Source organism: Sporosarcina sp. GTC18466 (genome assembly GCF_055389225.1).
Window position 1 is genome coordinate 755,174 of sequence record NZ_AP044037.1, and the last position, 17,043, is coordinate 772,216.

Here is a 17,043-nt window from a genome sequence, read left to right on the forward strand (position 1 = left end):
ATCCTCCCCTATTACCTAGCTTGCATCTTCTTGATGACGTCGATGTTGTCGAGCGCCTTGCCTGTCCCGATCGCTACGCAATCAAGCGGATCTTCCGCAATGAATACAGGCATATTCGTCTCGTCGGAGATGACTTTGTCGAGGTTTGCGAGCAGTGCGCCGCCCCCAGTAAGGACGATTCCCCGCTCCATGACGTCCGCGGACAGTTCCGGCGGAGTCGCTTCGAGAGTCTTCTTGACGCCTTCGATGATCTGAGCGATCGATTCGCGGAGCGCTTCGACGATTTCATCCGAATTCACTTCAAGTGTCTTCGGAAGACCTGTCAATAAGTCACGGCCACGGATTTCCATCTTCTCCGCCTTGTTCGAAACACGTGCGGAGCCGATTTCAATCTTGATCGCTTCGGCTGTCCGTTCACCGATCGTCAGGTTGTATGTCTTGCGTATGTAACTGATGATTGCGCCATCCATCGAGTCCCCGCCGACGCGGATCGATTCGCTCGTCACGATGCCGCCGAGGGAGATGACTGCGACTTCTGTCGTACCACCACCTATATCGACGACCATGCTGCCCGTAGGTTCCCAAACTGGCAGATTTGCACCGATCGCAGCAGCAAACGGCTCTTCGATCGTGAACGCGTCTTTCGCTCCCGCCTGTCGCGCCGCATCGATGACTGCACGCTGTTCGACGGATGTGATGCCATATGGTACGCAAATCATGACATTCGGCTTCTTCCACGCGCTGCCCGCCGCTTTTGTCGCTTCTTTCATGTAATGTTCGATCATTGCAGTTGTCGTCTCAAAATCCGCGATGACGCCGTCTTTCATCGGACGAGTTGCGATGATGCTGCCCGGCGTACGGCCGATCATGTTCTTCGCTGCACTTCCGACCGCGACGATATCATTCGTCACCGTATTCTTCGCTACAACGGACGGTTCCCTGAGCACGATCCCTTTCCCTTTGATGAATACCAATGTATTAGCTGTGCCGAGGTCGATCCCGACATCTCTTGATCCTATTCCAAACACATACGTTCTTCCTTTCTGCACGACCGTTAGCTAGGTCTTGTTGAAATCATAACTCACATTATAACGGATAGCAGATCAAAATCACAGTGTCACATATACCCTTTCTCTTTTAGGCTGATGAAACGATGGTCACCAATGATGACATGGTCGAGCACTTCGATGCCGATGATGGATCCCGCTTCGACCAACCGGCGCGTCACTTCGATGTCCTCAGGAGACGGCGAAGGGTTGCCGGACGGATGATTATGCGCACAAATGATGGACGCCGCAGACCGTTTCACCGCCTCGCGGAAAATCTCCCGAGGATGGACGATCGACGAATTCAGGCTCCCAATAAATACCGTCTGTTTATGCAGGACTTCGTTTTTCACGTTCAGAAAGAGTGCGACGAAATGCTCCTGGGCCAAAGAGGACATATCCGTCATCAAGTACGCGGCGGCGTCTTCCGGTGAGCGGATCGCATATCTGCCTTCGGAATGCTGGCGATAGAGCCGCTTGCCGATTTCGACAGCTGCCAGCACTTGGACCGCTTTCGCTTGTCCGACCCCTTTGACGGATGTCATCTCCTCGATTGTCGCGTCCTTCAGGTCCTGGATCTTATCGAACGATTTCAGGATACGGTTCGCCAGCATCAAGACAGACTCCTCTTTCGTCCCCGTCCGCAGCAGTATGGCAATCAGTTCCTGGTTCGACAGGCTGCCCGCCCCCTGGCGGATGAGCCGCTCACGAGGCCTGTCCGCTTGATGGACATCCCGGATCATCATCTGCGGCTTCGTTGTAACCGTCAATTCAAGCCTCACCCGCTTTCAAGGTGATGAGACCGAGCTTGCGAAGGCGGGAAGCGAGCTCCGCAACAGGCAGGCCGACGACATTGTAGTAATCGCCTTCAATTTTATCGACAAGCAGCGCGCCAGCTGTCTGGATGCCGTATGCCCCTGCCTTGTCCATCGGATCTCCGGTAGCGACGTAGGCCTTGATCAATTCGTCATCAGGCTTTCGGAAGAACACTTTGGTTTCTACGGCAAACGAGTCTGTTTTCCCTTCGTGGATGACCGCAACCCCCGTATAGACGGAATGTGACGCGCCTGAGAAATGGGAAAGGGTATCAATCGCCTTCTGGGCATCTTTCGGCTTATGGAAAATACGGCCGTCCTTCACGACAATCGTATCTGCCCCGATCACAACAGAATCTTCTCTGCCGCTTGCGACCGCCTCCGCTTTCGCGCGTGCCAGCTTTTCTGCGAATGCCCCAAAGTCATCTCCCGGCAGCCCGATGTCCTCGTCAATATCACTTGGCAGGATGCTGAATTCAAAGCCGAGCGTCTCGAGCAGTTCCTTCCTCCTTGGTGAAGATGACGCTAAGATGAATGGAAAAATTGATTCAAAAAACATATGCATGACCTCCTTCCCCACATCATACGCCAGAAGGGAAGGAATGAAAATTGTCATGAAAACGCGATAACGCCGATTTAATATGGTTTCCGCATTTAAAATGAGATTATCGCACAGTCATCCTCGTGTGAATAATATGATAACAGATGCAGGCGGATCAGCTGCAGATCATTGGTAAACGCCATGACAGCAGCGATGTTGCGCGCGAACTCGGCCGCTTTTGTATCTCCTGCGGCGGCTTTTCCGCCAGTCGCCAAATCTTTAATTTTACCCGCGTCCGTCTCCTTCAGCAGCTCGGCCAGTTTTCCAGAGCCAGGTGCATTACAAGCGCCCGCCGCCACTTTGAACGGCTTGCGGAACGTATCCTGCGCTGCGTCCGCATCGATTTCCGACTCTTTCAGGCCAATCGCACTCCAGACATAATACTGGCTGCCGGCCTGGATGACCGCCGCCTTCGCAAGCGCCGGGTCTTGGGCGATGAAACCGGACGCCGATTCCGCTGAGGAAAAGACGCCATGCTGCTTGGCGTAAAGCGTCAGCGTTTCACCGGTCCCTCCGCCTCCACCGCTCCCATCCGCTTTTGCTTCGACAGGAGGCGGACCTTGCGCCGCGACTTCCTCGCCCGCGGTCTCCTTGTCCTTTCCCTTGCCCGCCATCGTTAGGACAAATCCGACAACAGCGACTGCAGCGACCCCTATAATGACGCCATGCAGAACCGCCATGAGTACGGTTATTCTCGAATAACGCTTCTTAAAATTCATGCCCGTCCACCCCGTTTTTACATACCATATCAAACGGCATATGAAAAAGAACAAGACATGTGTCGTCTTGTCCTTGAAAACTTATCGAGCATTTACAAGAGGTTCACGTACCAATCGACAAGATCGGCCCCGAAAAAATAGGAAATGACCGCACCTAGCGCTATCGCTGGCCCAAACGGCACCGGCGTCTTCCGCCCTTTACCGGACTTTTTCAAAACGAGGACCCCGATAACGGAACCAATCAAAGCGGCGAGGAACAGTGTCAAGAGTGTATGTACCGTACCGATTGCGAAACCGATCGCCAGAAACAGCTTGATATCTCCGCCGCCCATGCCGCCTTTCGACAACACTGCAATCAGGAATAAAATACTGAAGCCTACCGCGCCGCCAAGCACGCTGTCCCACCAAGGATCCAGCGGAATGAAAAAGCGGGCGACTAGGAATACCGCTGCGAACGGCAATGTAATCTTGTCGGGGATGATCATATAGGCTAGGTCCGAAACAGTAATAATGACGAGCATCGACATGAGCAGGATCGCGACAAGCAGTTCGGCGCTCCAGCTGAAATGATAGAACGAAAACGCAAACAGCACGCCGGTGATCAGCTCCATCAGCGGATAGACCGCACTGATCCGGCTCCCGCACCCGCGGCACTTGCCGCGGAGAAACACGTACGACAGCACAGGAACCAAGTCAAGGACGCCAAGCCGCCTTCCGCAGTTCGTGCAATGCGAAGGCGGATGGACGATCGACTCCTTCTTCGGCAGCCGCAGGCCGACGACGTTGAAGAAGGAGCCGAAGAGGAGGCCGTAGAGGAAGAAGAGGATGACATAGACGGTGGTCAATCTTCATTCCCCTCCCCAATGCCAGCCGAAGAGTTGAACGGAGTTGGATCGTCTTTCTCTGCAGGTCTCGGCGGATCGACTTTAGGGGCCTCGTCAGCAAGATCCGTTAAATCCGGACGGTAGAGGGCATGAAAACGGACGGCCAGTTTCAGGGTCCGGTCCTCATCTTCTAATACCGTCTGCAGCTCTTCGGGCACTTCAAATTCAAGCGCGTCGACAATGAAGATCCGTTCCATCGATTCAATTTCTTCTATAAACCGGTCAAGCTGTGCATAGTTGCCTGCATGAAGCTTCACTTCCGTCACGACCGACTGCATGGGGCCGGCTTCTTCAGATGGCGGATCGATGACTAATGCCTCCCGCTCAAAATTCACTTCCTCAACAATCGTCCCTGATTTCACCTCTGCCTTATTCACTTGCAGCAGAATCAGATCATCCAGTGGTTTTACGGGAACTTTTTGCTGAAGCGGCCGGGAGCTGGACGTAGCGGATGTCTCGATTTTCGCCTGTTGCTTCTCCAGTGCAAATAGCACGTTCCGCTCATTCGTCATTGTGCTGAGGGCATTTTCATTTGCATCTTTAGCAGGTGTGTATATACGGAAATAGGAATAGAGGGAAAGTGCAATAAAGAAAACAGCGGCAAGTGCGACCAAAGCCTGCTCTTTCTGCCGTTTCGAGAACCTACTCATCCGCACCCTCCCCTTCGTCCGTCAATTCTTCGCCAGCAGGCATCGTATCAAGCGGCTCGCCTGTATTTTCAATTTCAGCAGATCGACTATCGGCGAATTCGATTACATATGTAGCTTCATATCTCGGTATCTCGTAAGAGTGTAGTTTTCCATCATCCGACTCGAGCGGTACAGCTACGACCGACTCCAGTGCGGCGGAAGTGACCGACTCGCTTGCAAGCAGACGCGCCAGATAGAAAGAGGCCTCCTGCTTATCATCGAACTGGATCATGACCGTTGCGTTATGGGGCTGTTCGAATTCGAACTCCTGGAAAAAGCCGCGTTCCGGAAGCAATGCCACCATATCGCGGATGAGCGGCAGCGTCTCGTACCGATTCGCTTCGGCAAACTGGACAGTTGCGGCAAGATCCGTCCGCTGTCCAATCATTCCGGTGGGCCGCTCATCCTGAAGGGCTTGCTGTTCCTCTTGAAGCGTAATGATCTGCTTGTCCAGCTGCTCGGTGTCCGCCTCAAGCCGGCCTGCAAGCATCGAGAAAATGAGATAGACAAGCAAGGCGCCTGCCAGAATGGCGATAGCACCGACGACAAGCTGCGACCGTTCCCTTTCTCTTTCAGGCAATAAGTTAATATCGACTAACATCAGCGCACCTCTTTCAGCGCGAGGCCTAATGTGCGATGGAAGCGGGCAGGAAGCGGCTGGCCGTCAGAAAGCGTCAAAGGCGTCTCGCTAAAGCTATTTGCCTGAACGCTAAAACGCTCTCGGGCAAGCGCCAGCAGCCCATCCATCCGGCCGTACTCGCCATTTATCAGCAAATGCGTGATTGACGCAGCGCCATTCAGCATATTGTACCGATAAAAATTCATCAGTTTCTCAAGCTCCATGACGATGGAAGAAGGAGTAATGGCAGGAGCTCCTTCCTCCTCAGTGCCGATGACAGACAAATCTGCGGTCTGCTCAAGATCCACCGGGCGCACGAAAAGCGGATAATGATCGTGGAAAATAGAGACAGTCATCTTCCCCGCGCCGAGATCCACGAGCATCACATGTTCAGAGCCGTCATACTGATAAAGCCGGTGCGCCAGGCGATACAGCGCAAGCGGGCTGATATCACAGACCGCCGGCTTTAGCTTGGCCGCCTCCAGTACATTCTCGTAAACATTCAGGACGCTCTCTTTTGATGCAATTAAAATAGCCTCGTTCGTCTCTGTTGACGGTGTATAAGGAACGACATCGAACACCGGATCATCAAACGGCAAATAAATCGTCGAACCGATTTCAATGAAGAAATGGCTTTTCAGTTCATCAAGTTCCACATCATTCGGATACGCCACTTTCCGGATGAGCACATATGTATCAGGGGAGAGGAACCTCACGTCACGCTTTGCGATGCCCCACTCTTTCACAAAGCCTTCCAGCAGGACAGTGAGCGTTTCGGCATCGACAATCTTCCCCTCGACAATCGTGTTCGGGGGAACCAGCACCTCCTCCGCCTGTTCGATGACGAGAGGATCTGCTGATTTCAGTTTTATGTATCGGATGGCCTCTTCATCAATCGTCAGCGAGACCGTTTTGGGACGTCGCGAAAAAATGGACATTGTGTCAGCTCCTGAGGGAAATTGAAAGTTAGTAGGTTGATAGTATGAGTATAGCAAATGGGGAGGGATGGGGAAAGGGATGGGGAATAAATTCTAATGTTTGACTCTACAGACATATCTCTACTTCATAGATCCAATAGAAGTATTACCAGGAAAGTGTCATAAGTTATAGTTATTTAGATAAAACAAACAGATATACTAGTTTTATAGAAACCAAGATGAATTCACTTATAAGTACTTGCAATAATACCTACTGAACGCCCTACATAAAGCATTAAAGGAATGATGTTATCTTTATTGACAACATCATTCCTTTATTTTATCTTGTTACGTCCACTTTTCCTGAAGTTCCTTTTGAACCAGCTGCATTAATATCTGCTATTGAAGCAGCAGTATATTTGACTGTTTTTCCAGTCTTCCAAGTTGCATCACCGGTAATTGTATTGCCACCCGAAACCTTGTTAACTGTTGCCGTACCTTTAAAAGTTCCAGAATCATCGATATATTTTTCAGTCTTTAAGTCTGCAAGTGAAACTGATTCCTTATCAGGATTATCAGCAAAATACAAATTTCCGGCTGAAATTATATTTTGTGCATCTGCATTTGCTGCTTTTATTCTTGTATTGTCAATAATTCCTCCAATCGAAGGTACCGCAATCGCAGCAATAATCCCCAAAATAACAATAACCGCCAAGAGCTCAACAAGCGTTAAGCCTTTTTCGTTCTTCAAACGCTTCTGCAAAAATTTCTTCATTCTAACTTCCTCCTTTGAAAGATCAGTTCTAGTATATATTCAGCATACCAAATTCCTATTCTAATTAAAACTATTATCCTATGTTTCTTTCTAACTCTTTTTCATAGTCTTACAAGTTATCAATCTGTGTAAAAATACTAAACATCGGCAGTAAAATGGACAAGACTATAGTCCCGACTATTCCCGCCAGTAAAACAATCATCAATGGTTCAATCAACGCTTTCAGCCTGTCTGTTGCTGCGTCGACTTCTTTCTCATAAAAATCCGCGACTTTTGCCAACATTGTATCGAGAGATCCGGTCTGTTCTCCGATCGCAATCATATGCGGAATCAATGGCGGGAATGCCCAGTGGCCGAGCATCGGTTCTGTTAGCGACCCGCCACGCTGCAAGGTTTCCCTTGACTGGGCGATGACGCGGGAAATGACTTCGTTCTCGACAATCCGCTCCGTCATTGCTAGAGACTGCAAGATTGGCACGGAACTAGAGAACAACGAACTAAGCGTCCGCGTCAACGTAGCAAGTGAAGATTTCTTCATGATATCCCCGAAGATTGGCAGCCGCAATAGGAATGTATCGAGTAGGAACTTTCCGTTTGGGTTCGCCCTCATCATGGCGATTGCAACAAAAATGGCAGCCGCAAACAAGATGAACAAGTACCAGTAGTCGACCATGAAGTCACTTGCCTTCAATACAAATTGAGTCAGCCATGGAAGTTCCCCGCCGACACTCGCAAACAGGTCGACGAACATTGGTACAACGAATGTAAGCAGGAAAATGACGACGCCAATTGCGACAATGCCGACAACGATCGGATATGACAAAGCAGACAGCACTTTCTGCTTCGTCCGGTGTGCTTTCTCATAATGGTCCGCAAGCCGGTCAAGCGAGTCATCGACGGTTCCTGACATCTCCCCCGCTTCAATCATATTGATGACAAGCGGTTCAAACGCTTTCGGATGCTTTGCAAGCGCTGCAGACAAGGATCCTCCGCCCCGCAAATCATCTCCGATCGAGACAAGGATTTTTTGAAACATCTTCCCCTCTACTTGCAGGGATAAGATGCGGATCGATTCTACGATTGTAACGCCGGCGCGGAGAAGCGTGGAGAACTGCCGAAGGAACATGATGAACTGTGCGCGCTTCACTGGTTTCCCGAGTTGAATATCTTTTGTCAATGCAGTTTCCGCAACTTCCTGCAAGTTCTTCACCCGGATCCCCTGGCTTTTTAGCTTGATGGCGGCTTCCCGCTTATTACCCGCCGTAATGATGCCCGTCCGTATTTGCTGTGCATCGCGACCTTCATATTTGAAACGTGCCATTAGGAATCATCACCTTCAAGATACGGCATGGCTACATCATAGGATATAATGCCTTGGTCAAGAAGCTGCTTCACTGACGTTGACATCATATGCATGCCCATCGCCCGATTCGTCTGGATGACATTCGAGATCTGATGCACTTTCTCTGAACGGATCAGATTGGCAATTGCCGGGTTATTGATCATCAGCTCTGTAGCTGCACGTCTCCCTTTCCTGTCTGCTGTCTGAAAGAGACGCTGGGACAGGACGGCGGTCAATACCCCAGCGAGCTGGACCCTTATCTGAGACTGCTGGCCATGCGGAAAGACATCGATGATCCGGTCAATCGTGGATGCCGCACTCCATGTATGCAAGGTTGCAAACACGAGATGGCCTGTTTCTGCTGCTGTAATGGCAGTAGAGATCGTTTCCAGATCCCGCATTTCACCGACCAGGATGACATCCGGGTCTTGCCTGAGCGACGCACGGAGCCCTGCAGCGAAGGAATCGGTATCAAACCCGACCTCCCGCTGATCGATGAGCGAAGTCCCATGCGAGTGGACGTACTCAATCGGGTCTTCCAAAGTGATAATATGCTTGCGCATCGTCTCGTTGATATACCTGAGCATCGCAGCAAGCGTCGTGGACTTACCGGAGCCGGTAGGACCTGTCACTAGAATGAGCCCTTGTGCGGTTCCAGCCAGCTGTTTAAGCGTACCCGGCATCTGCAGATCGTCTATCGACGGGATTTTCGTCGGTATTGTCCGGAATGCAATGGATACATCTCCGCGCTGCTGGAACGCATTGACGCGGAAACGCGAGACACCCGGCACCTCATAGGAATAGTCGATCTGCCCGCTTTCCTTGAACTCCTCGTACAGTTTCCCTGGCACGGTCATCTTAGCGACCATTCCCGTAAAATCACCGTCCACTTCTGCAGTCCCGTAGCGTTTTAAATCGCCATGAACACGAAACACCGGCGGCACGCCTACGGTCAAATGGATGTCCGATGCGCCAAGTTCAAATGCTTTTGTCAATAAACCATCGATTGTCTCTTCCATATCCTTACCCCTATTCCGTCAGTGAAACTCGTAAAACTTCCTCAGTTGTCGTGATGCCTTGTTTCACTTTTTCGAGACCGTCATCGATCAGGAAGACGGTGCCGTTTTGTATGGCGATCTCCCGCAATTGTGCAGGCGAACCGCCGTTATTGATCACTTCCCGCATGGCATCGGTCAAAATCAAGACTTCATGGATGGCGATCCGTCCCCGGTACCCGGTCATATTGCATACCGCGCAGCCCGGTCCGCGCACAACCGTTTCAATCGTTTTACCGCGCTTTGCAAAAATCTCTTTCTCCCGGTTCGACGCAGGCATCGGTCTTCCGCAGTCACGGCAAACCCGGCGGATCAGGCGCTGGGCGACAATCGCATTGACTGACGCAGTGACTAGAAACGGCTCGACGCCCATATCGAGAAGGCGCGTCACTGAAGCGATTGAATCATTCGTATGGATGGTGCTTAAGACGAGGTGGCCTGTAAGCGAGGCCCTGATCGCAATCTCGACCGTATCGCGGTCCCGGATTTCACCGACCATGACGATATCGGGATCCTGCCGCAAAATGGACCGCAATCCTGCCGCAAATGTAAGACCAACTTGTGGATTCACTTGGATTTGATTGATCCCTTCCAGCTGGTACTCTACAGGATCTTCGACTGTGATGATATTCACTTCTTCCTGATTCAGCTTGTTGAGCGCTGCGTATAGTGTCGAGGACTTACCCGAACCTGTCGGACCAGAAATCAGGACAATCCCATTCGGACGCTCGATTTCATGTAAAAACCGTTGCAGGTTCAAATCACTGAATCCAAGTTTCCCGAGGTCGTTCAGCGAACTGCTCAAGTCAAGAATACGCATGACAATCTTCTCTCCGAAAACTGTCGGAAGCGTGGAAACCCGGAGGTCGATCGGCCGAAAATCGATGTTCACTTTAATGCGTCCATCCTGCGGAACACGCTGCTCCGTGATATCAAGACGTGCCATGATTTTGATCCGCGCAGTCAGCATCGCCTGCATATGCTTCGGCAAATACCGCTCCGTATGCAGCATGCCATCAATCCTCAAACGGATGACGACCTGATGCTCCTGAGGGTCAATATGGATATCACTCGCTTTCTGGGTGATCGCGGAAGTCAGTATCTGGTTCACAAGCCGGACGATCGGCGAGTCCAGATCCGTCAATTCATCCTGCTGTTCCCGTGTATCCTCCGGCTGCTCGATCATAAAGTCTTCCAGCAATTCGTCCTCATAGTACTTGGAAATCGTCCGTAAAATATCGTCTTTTGAAGCAATGGCCGTCTCGATATGGAAGCCGGTGGATAAGCGCAAGTCGTCGATTGACAGATAATCCATCGGATCGGACATCGCAACAAACAGCCGATCTCCTTCTGCTTTCAGCGGAACAATCAGATTTCGCTTCGCGAATTCCTTAGGCACAATATTAAATAGCTTCGGATCGAACGGATAGCGGAACAAATTGACATGCGGAATGCCGAGCTGGAACTCGAGCACTTCGATCAACTGCTGTTCCGTAATATAGCCGCGCTGCAAAAGGGCATCCCCGAGTTTCTGTTCGCGCGGCTTTTCTGCAAGTGCCGTTCCGAGCTGTTCATCAGTAATAAGGCCCGCTTCTACAAGGAGGTCCCCCAGCCGTTTACGTTTGGTCGCCATCAGTCGATCACCAACCTTTTCTTCACTTTTTTATCGGCATTCCGCTTTTATCATAGATCGGCGCTTTATCAGCATCAGTGCCTGTATTTTCTGTGCCGGTGTTAGCATCATTACTTGAACCTACACCAGACGAACTGCCGGCCGAAGTTGACCCTTGTCCATCTGCTTCATTCGCGTTATCGTCATTTCCGCTTACTCCATCACCAGTTGCAGCTGGTGGAGCCGTAACCCCTGGGTCCATTGCGGAACCGTCGTCATCATTAGGATTGTTATTCGGATCTAGCGATGATCCTTGCGAAGAGTCGCTGCTTCGTTCGTCTTGCAGCGGATGCAATTCTATGCGCGGCATAGGAGCATAAAAATCTTTTGATATCGATTCAGTGTCAACAATTGACCCCTTTTCCAGTACATAGCGCTGGACAATCGCCTCCAGCCCGTCTTGTCCTTGTTCTTTCACATTGACTTGGCCAGTTCCGATAAAGGCGCTGAACTGTTTCACTGTCCTTGCCGGGAAGGTATCCAATCGCTCAATATACGGTTCATACGTATGGATGAACGGCAGGCCTTCAATCGAAATATGCAATTTACCTCCAGATACGTCAGCATGCAACGTATAAACAGCTTTATTTGGATTCCTGTAAGAAAAACCTATACCAACCCGACGATTGACCGCCGCCTCAAAACCCGGATCGATTCCAAGAGGAAGTTCATTGCTGATCGCCCGCTCTTCAATAACGAAATTAGTCTGCAGGACAGCTCTGTAAAGCCCTGAAGCAAGCACGGTCAGTTCCTCGTCTGTCATCTGAGCCAGAATCCCCTCGTCAAGAACGTTGGTTAACGAGAATAGTTGATGAGCATCAATCCGCCAGCCGTCCAAGACATGAGCAGCTTCTGCCAATGCTGCAGATAAGCCGTCAACAGGTATGATAGACTCTGCCACAACCTCTTTCCTTTGATCTGCAGCGATTATATAATCAGTCAGATGAACAACTTGGGGAAACACACCACTCTGCATCTCTTTCTCAATGCCCTCTTTAATAGATAGGATGGAAGTGTCTGAGAGCATGAGCGGGTCAAACTGCTGGTCGATCAGCATTTCAAGGCCTTCCGGAGATATAGTCGCGTATAATGGATTTTCCTTACCAGACTCTGCTTCTTCTATAGTTTTTTCTACATTGAATGCAACGATTTCTTTTGGTACTTTTATTGCTTTATCTAAGTAAGCGATTTGCAAATCCAGCTCATCATGTAATGCCGTGACATCACTGGCCAGCTTTTCTTTTGCTTCATTGGCAGTCAATCCAGAAACATCATACGGGCCTGCCAGCGTGTGATGTTGAAAACTTCTCTTAAAACGAAAATCAGCCGCAAAAGTAACAGTCGATAAAAATAATAATATTATTGCCAAAGAGGTAGTAATCAGTATTATTCTCTTCATGCTCATCCCCGCTTCTTAATAGACTTAATTAAAGTTTAATAGTCCACTTGAACAGATGGTCCTTTCCAATCAAATTCAGTTGCAGACTGAATATTAGACCCGCATTTCTCTTTCCATTTTTCTTTATCAATTAACGTAACATTCTTGTTATTTACCCCATTTCCTTTGATTGTATATATTACACTTGTCGAGTCTTTTTCTATTGATTTAACAGCGAGATTACCACCAACACATACCCGACTGTTAGACCTTATTTTAAGTTTTTCAGCATTTAAATCACCTGCTACTATCAGGTTTAACTTATCATTTTGCTCAATCTCCTTTGAAGAAAAGTTACCATTAGCTACTATCGTTAGATTGTTATTCTGTTTAATTTGTTCTGATTCAAATTTGCCATTAACTTCGACTTTCATATTGCTGTTTTGCTGGATTTGTTTGGATTTAAACTCTCCGCCAACCTTAATATTATTTACTCCTTTATTTTGTTGTATTTGCTCAGAACTGAAGTTGCCTTTTGATGTTATCTTCAAATTAGTGTTTTGTTCGATCTGTTTGGACTTGAAATTTGCTCCTGCTTCGATTGTGATGAATCCTTTATTCTGCTGTATTTGCTCAGATTCAAAGTTTCCATTGGTTTTTATGTTTGTATTATTATTTTGTTGTATTTGCTTTGTTTTAATGTCGTCAAGCGCGGTAATACTGAGATACATGGTATTTTGAGTTATTTGTTCAGAGTTAAAGTCCTCATTCGTATGAATGCTCACTCCTTTATTTTGTTGTATTTGTTTAGAGATAAGCTTTCCTCCCGCCAAGATATTAACAGATCCGTTACTGCTAATTTGTTCTGAAGTAAAAGTTCCTAAAGAGTTTAGACTAATACTTTGATAATTTTGCTGTAATTGTTTCGACTGGAAGTTGAAATTACTGGATATTGAAACATAATTATTTTGCTGTATCTGTTCACCAACAAAATTCGAACTTAAACACTTAATATCTACATTATTCATTTGTTGGTATTGTTTGTTCTTCGCACAGTTGCTGTTTTCTTTCACTTGAGGCACAGATATCTTATCTACGGGAGTAAAATTAATAATTGGTTCATCATCAACTGTTGTTCCGTTTCCCTTAGGTTTAAGCATGTCAGGAATAAATAATAACAAATTCATATCCAGATAGGAATTGACGTTATTTTTATACATTCCGACAATTGAACCACTAATTTTAATGTAAAGCTCGTCTGAAGTATAAAAGTTAGATATTGACATTTTTTTTTCAACATTAAATAAAGCATTTGGTGACGACGTATTAACTGTGTTTAGCTCTTGTAGTATTTGTTTATATACCTGTCCTCTATAATAGTCCGCTCTTTCCTTAATTGCTTTTTCTTTATCTTTCTTTGTTTTGTCGTTGAGAATACTTGTCCTTTCTTCTGTGAATTTCCTGAATTCTTCATCCCATATTGCTTGTCTTACACTCAGGAAGTGATTGTTATATAAGTTCGTGTAATAGTCAACTCCCATTTCAGCTAGCATCACGGATACCTGTTTACGGTCAACTTTTATTTCTTGTTTAGCATTACTTAAGGACCCCCTAACAAATACAGATGTGATTACTAGTATGAAAACAATCAAGAAAAGTACAATTAGCAATGCATAACCTCTCTCATTTTTTTTAACATACATCGGAATCACCTCTCATTCATAATTCGCTCGTCATATCTTGAAATAGTTGTATCAACTTCAACATTGGCTTTAGTACCTGACCTAGATGTTATTCGTACAGTCAATGGGTAAGAGGGAAGATAAGCACTTTTCTTATTGGCGTCTCCTTCAATCCATTTTGTATAAATTTTACCAGTGTTGACCGAAAGAGTATATATGTATTCGTCGCTTTCATAGTGTGATATTGTTTTTCTTGTCTCACATTCTATAATTCTCCATCTTCCATTTCCTTCATCTTTTACTTCATAGCATATATAATCTCCTCTGTGAATGCGCTGCAAATCAGTAATAATAAAGTTCGCCTCTTGCTGCATGTGTAATTTTCTTGTTTCGACTATATTGTATTTCATACTAACTGCAACTGTTGTCCAGATAAGAAGGATGACTAAAGAAGACAAAACCAGTGCGGCTAATACCTCTATTAAAGTCATGCCGGATTCTTTTTTTGACATGCTCTTTCCTCGATCCCTTCTTATTTGTCTTAATCATGCACATAGCCAAATGTTTCACTTATAGGGACTTTATTATCAACAGCATCAAAGACTTGAATGTGAACTTGATGCAAAGTGGTTTGTTCGGGCGCATCAGCGAGTGGGTATAAGTCGGGTTTAGTTACGTAATCTAACTTAACGTTGTACTTTTCCTTTTGGTCTTTATCCAAAACCTCATAGTAAATTGTACATATTCCATCTTTCTCCTTGCACTCTTCGGGAAGAGAATTGCCCCTTATTCTCTCTAGTATATTTCTTGCCTCATTCATAGAGTCTAGTTTACTTTCTGTTCTTGTATTAAAACTCGTCATCTGCGGAAAAACCGTCATAAAACCAACGAAAACGATTCCCAAAATAACCAAAGCTGCAAGGATTTCTACAAGAGTCAGCCCCTGTTCGTTTTTTAATGTCACTATATGACTATTCACGACTCTTGTCACCTCCTCGCCTCTCATTTTATTCTCAATTCTATCATTCTTATTACGAATAGCATAGAAATGTATTGTGACGATTCAACTATTATTCAAAGAGTATTAAAAAAGACTGGCAGCCGCCAGCCTTTATTGCGCAAGATATATCTGTTCTTCCCCATACACCCCAACCCGATTCCGTCCAGCCTGTTTCCCTCCGATATAAAGCGCACGGTCTGCATTACGAAGTACATCTTTTGGATTTTCCGTATCTTCCGGCACCGAAGCGACACCTGCACTGATGGTCATGCGCACATCGATCGGCTCCCGCTTGTCGCCGAGGTCAGGAATTACACGGAACAGAGTCCCTTCCACCTCTTTCCGGATATCTTCCGCCATTTTGAATGCCTGATTTTTGTCCATACCGGGCAGCAGGAGAACAAACTCTTCTCCACCATATCGCGCTAATGTCATATCATGTTTTGCATATTTCCGAAGGAGGCCCGCAAAGGCGCAAAGCAGATCGTTGCCGCTTTGATGGCCGTATGTGTCGTTAATCGACTTGAAATGGTCGATGTCCATCATGATGGCAGCTAAAGTGCATATGTCTTGTTTTTTAAATCTAGTGGTCTCTTTTTCAATTTGTCTTTCTAGATATCGGAAATTATGGAGACCTGTAAGTCCGCAACGCTCGCTCTTTTCAATCGTCTTTTCATAGTATTTCGCCTTGTCGATTGCGGCGGTTACATACCCGCCTAATAGCTCTGCCGTTTTCAAGTGTAATTCGGTGAATGTATATTTTTCATCCGACGTTAGGAAAAGGAATCCTTCTGTCGTAGTTCCCCGCTTTAGCGGAACAGTCATCACGCTTTGGGTGGACAAGGAAAAAGTATAGCCCTTTAGAAGCTCAATGCTTTTGCGATGTGAATAAACATTCGCCGACTCGCTGTCAATTCCATCATTTTCTGACCAATTCACAGGGAAATTAAAACAGGATGGTTCCTTGACAGCTACCCCGCCTTCCACGGCTTTCAATAGGACAAGTTCTTGTCCTCCGGCTCGTAAATCCACGATATAGGCATTCGTGTACGGAATCGCTGTTCCAAGTTTCTTAATGAACGCATCCAGCACATCACGTACCAATAAGTTTCCTGCCAATTGATGGCCAATTGCAGTTCCTGAGGTGAGGACATCGTTCAATCTTTCCTCTTTCACGAACTTGCGCGTGGCGAGCAGAACGAGGATGAACGGGATGCCGATCAGAAAGAACGTTTTGTTTTGCAGCGGTTCTACTAGGAAACAAAGGATAATGGCGAATGGGAGCAGCAATATGGTGATCCAGTAGTCCTTCAGGAATGAATCTCCGAAACCGATCGGCTTGTGATTGATGAATTTGAAATAGCCTAGCAATAAAAGATTGTTTACTATCGAATAGACAGAGGCATACACAAAGCCTAAGGCGACAAGCTTTCCGACGCTCTGTTCCATCAAGGTACCGCCAAGAAAGTAATAAGCTGAGGCGCTTGTGACGGAAACGATGGCAAATATCAATGAGTTTGAAGCGAACCTTGTCAATTTAGCAGAGGAAGATTTGTCGCTGAATAATATTAGCAACATCCCCAGCTGGATGAACAACATTTCTACAATTGTTCCATAATGGAAGAATACATAGAAGAGCACCCAGCGTTCAAGCGTCAACGAGACACTGCTCATACGGATCGGCATCGCCATAATCACTGCAAAAATAATAAGATTGATTGTAAGATCGATAGGTTTTAAGGCCCCAACCGGAAAATATGTTATCGCAATATAAAGGAGCGCAGGAACAAGCAACATCCAAGCAGCCAATATCGTTAATTTTTGCCCTTTTGAGAGCTTCATTCCCACC

At 47.2% G+C, this 17,043-nt stretch carries 17 protein-coding genes; all 17 read right to left on the reverse strand.

Going from position 1 to position 17,043, the window contains the following annotated elements:
* Window positions 1-11: 11 nt before the first annotated feature.
* The 17 genes from ACZ5FK_RS03835 to ACZ5FK_RS03915 all read right to left on the reverse strand — a co-directional run bounded on the left by ACZ5FK_RS03835 (window position 12) and on the right by ACZ5FK_RS03915 (window position 17,036).
* Window positions 12-1,028, reverse strand: coding sequence for a rod shape-determining protein (locus ACZ5FK_RS03835; protein ID WP_464806591.1), 1,017 nt, complete (start codon window positions 1,026-1,028; stop codon window positions 12-14).
* A gap of 89 nt (window positions 1,029-1,117) precedes the next feature.
* A complete protein-coding gene (gene radC / locus ACZ5FK_RS03840) occupies window positions 1,118-1,789 on the reverse strand; it encodes a RadC family protein (protein ID WP_464807354.1) in 672 nt (223 codons plus the stop codon).
* A 28-nt stretch (window positions 1,790-1,817) separates the two neighbouring features.
* Window positions 1,818-2,405 carry a Maf family protein gene (locus ACZ5FK_RS03845; protein ID WP_464807355.1) on the reverse strand — a complete coding sequence of 196 codons (588 nt, stop codon included), beginning with the start codon at window positions 2,403-2,405 and terminating at the stop codon, window positions 1,818-1,820.
* A gap of 110 nt (window positions 2,406-2,515) precedes the next feature.
* On the reverse strand, window positions 2,516-3,181 hold the full coding sequence (locus ACZ5FK_RS03850; protein ID WP_464806592.1) for a hypothetical protein: 666 nt from the start codon (window positions 3,179-3,181) through the stop codon (window positions 2,516-2,518).
* Between the two features lie 92 nt (window positions 3,182-3,273).
* Window positions 3,274-4,026, reverse strand: a complete 753-nt coding sequence (locus tag ACZ5FK_RS03855) for a prepilin peptidase (protein WP_464806593.1) — start codon at window positions 4,024-4,026, stop codon at window positions 3,274-3,276.
* Window positions 4,023-4,715 (reverse strand): pilus assembly protein PilO, encoded by a 693-nt coding sequence (locus ACZ5FK_RS03860; protein WP_464806594.1) that lies wholly within the window; start codon window positions 4,713-4,715, stop codon window positions 4,023-4,025. Before ACZ5FK_RS03860 ends, ACZ5FK_RS03855 begins: the two co-directional genes overlap by 4 nt.
* Complete coding sequence (locus ACZ5FK_RS03865; RefSeq protein WP_464806595.1) at window positions 4,708-5,355, reverse strand: PilN domain-containing protein; 648 nt, start codon at window positions 5,353-5,355, stop codon at window positions 4,708-4,710. Before ACZ5FK_RS03865 ends, ACZ5FK_RS03860 begins: the two co-directional genes overlap by 8 nt.
* Entirely contained in the window at window positions 5,355-6,311 is a 957-nt protein-coding gene (pilM, locus tag ACZ5FK_RS03870) for a type IV pilus biogenesis protein PilM (RefSeq protein ID WP_464806596.1), read from the reverse strand. Before pilM ends, ACZ5FK_RS03865 begins: the two co-directional genes overlap by 1 nt.
* 319 nt (window positions 6,312-6,630) lie before the next feature.
* Window positions 6,631-7,065, reverse strand: a complete 435-nt coding sequence (locus ACZ5FK_RS03875; RefSeq protein WP_464806597.1) for a competence type IV pilus major pilin ComGC — start codon at window positions 7,063-7,065, stop codon at window positions 6,631-6,633.
* A 109-nt stretch (window positions 7,066-7,174) separates the two neighbouring features.
* Complete coding sequence (locus ACZ5FK_RS03880; protein ID WP_464806598.1) at window positions 7,175-8,386, reverse strand: type II secretion system F family protein; 1,212 nt, start codon at window positions 8,384-8,386, stop codon at window positions 7,175-7,177.
* Window positions 8,386-9,426, reverse strand: a complete 1,041-nt coding sequence (locus ACZ5FK_RS03885; RefSeq protein WP_464806599.1) for a type IV pilus twitching motility protein PilT — start codon at window positions 9,424-9,426, stop codon at window positions 8,386-8,388. The genes ACZ5FK_RS03880 and ACZ5FK_RS03885 overlap by 1 nt, the downstream gene beginning before the upstream one ends.
* A gap of 10 nt (window positions 9,427-9,436) precedes the next feature.
* A complete protein-coding gene (locus ACZ5FK_RS03890; RefSeq protein ID WP_464806600.1) occupies window positions 9,437-11,095 on the reverse strand; it encodes a GspE/PulE family protein in 1,659 nt (552 codons plus the stop codon).
* 22 nt (window positions 11,096-11,117) lie between these two features.
* Window positions 11,118-12,533 (reverse strand): hypothetical protein, encoded by a 1,416-nt coding sequence (locus ACZ5FK_RS03895; protein ID WP_464806601.1) that lies wholly within the window; start codon window positions 12,531-12,533, stop codon window positions 11,118-11,120.
* Window positions 12,534-12,568: 35 nt separating this feature from the next.
* Window positions 12,569-14,215 (reverse strand): hypothetical protein, encoded by a 1,647-nt coding sequence (locus tag ACZ5FK_RS03900; protein WP_464806602.1) that lies wholly within the window; start codon window positions 14,213-14,215, stop codon window positions 12,569-12,571.
* Window positions 14,216-14,220: 5 nt separating this feature from the next.
* Window positions 14,221-14,706 (reverse strand): prepilin-type N-terminal cleavage/methylation domain-containing protein, encoded by a 486-nt coding sequence (locus tag ACZ5FK_RS03905; RefSeq protein WP_464806603.1) that lies wholly within the window; start codon window positions 14,704-14,706, stop codon window positions 14,221-14,223.
* A gap of 29 nt (window positions 14,707-14,735) precedes the next feature.
* Window positions 14,736-15,173, reverse strand: a complete 438-nt coding sequence (locus tag ACZ5FK_RS03910) for a type IV pilus modification PilV family protein (protein WP_464806604.1) — start codon at window positions 15,171-15,173, stop codon at window positions 14,736-14,738.
* Between the two features lie 132 nt (window positions 15,174-15,305).
* A complete protein-coding gene (locus ACZ5FK_RS03915; protein ID WP_464806605.1) occupies window positions 15,306-17,036 on the reverse strand; it encodes a sensor domain-containing diguanylate cyclase in 1,731 nt (576 codons plus the stop codon).
* Between the last annotated feature and the right edge of the window lie 7 nt (window positions 17,037-17,043).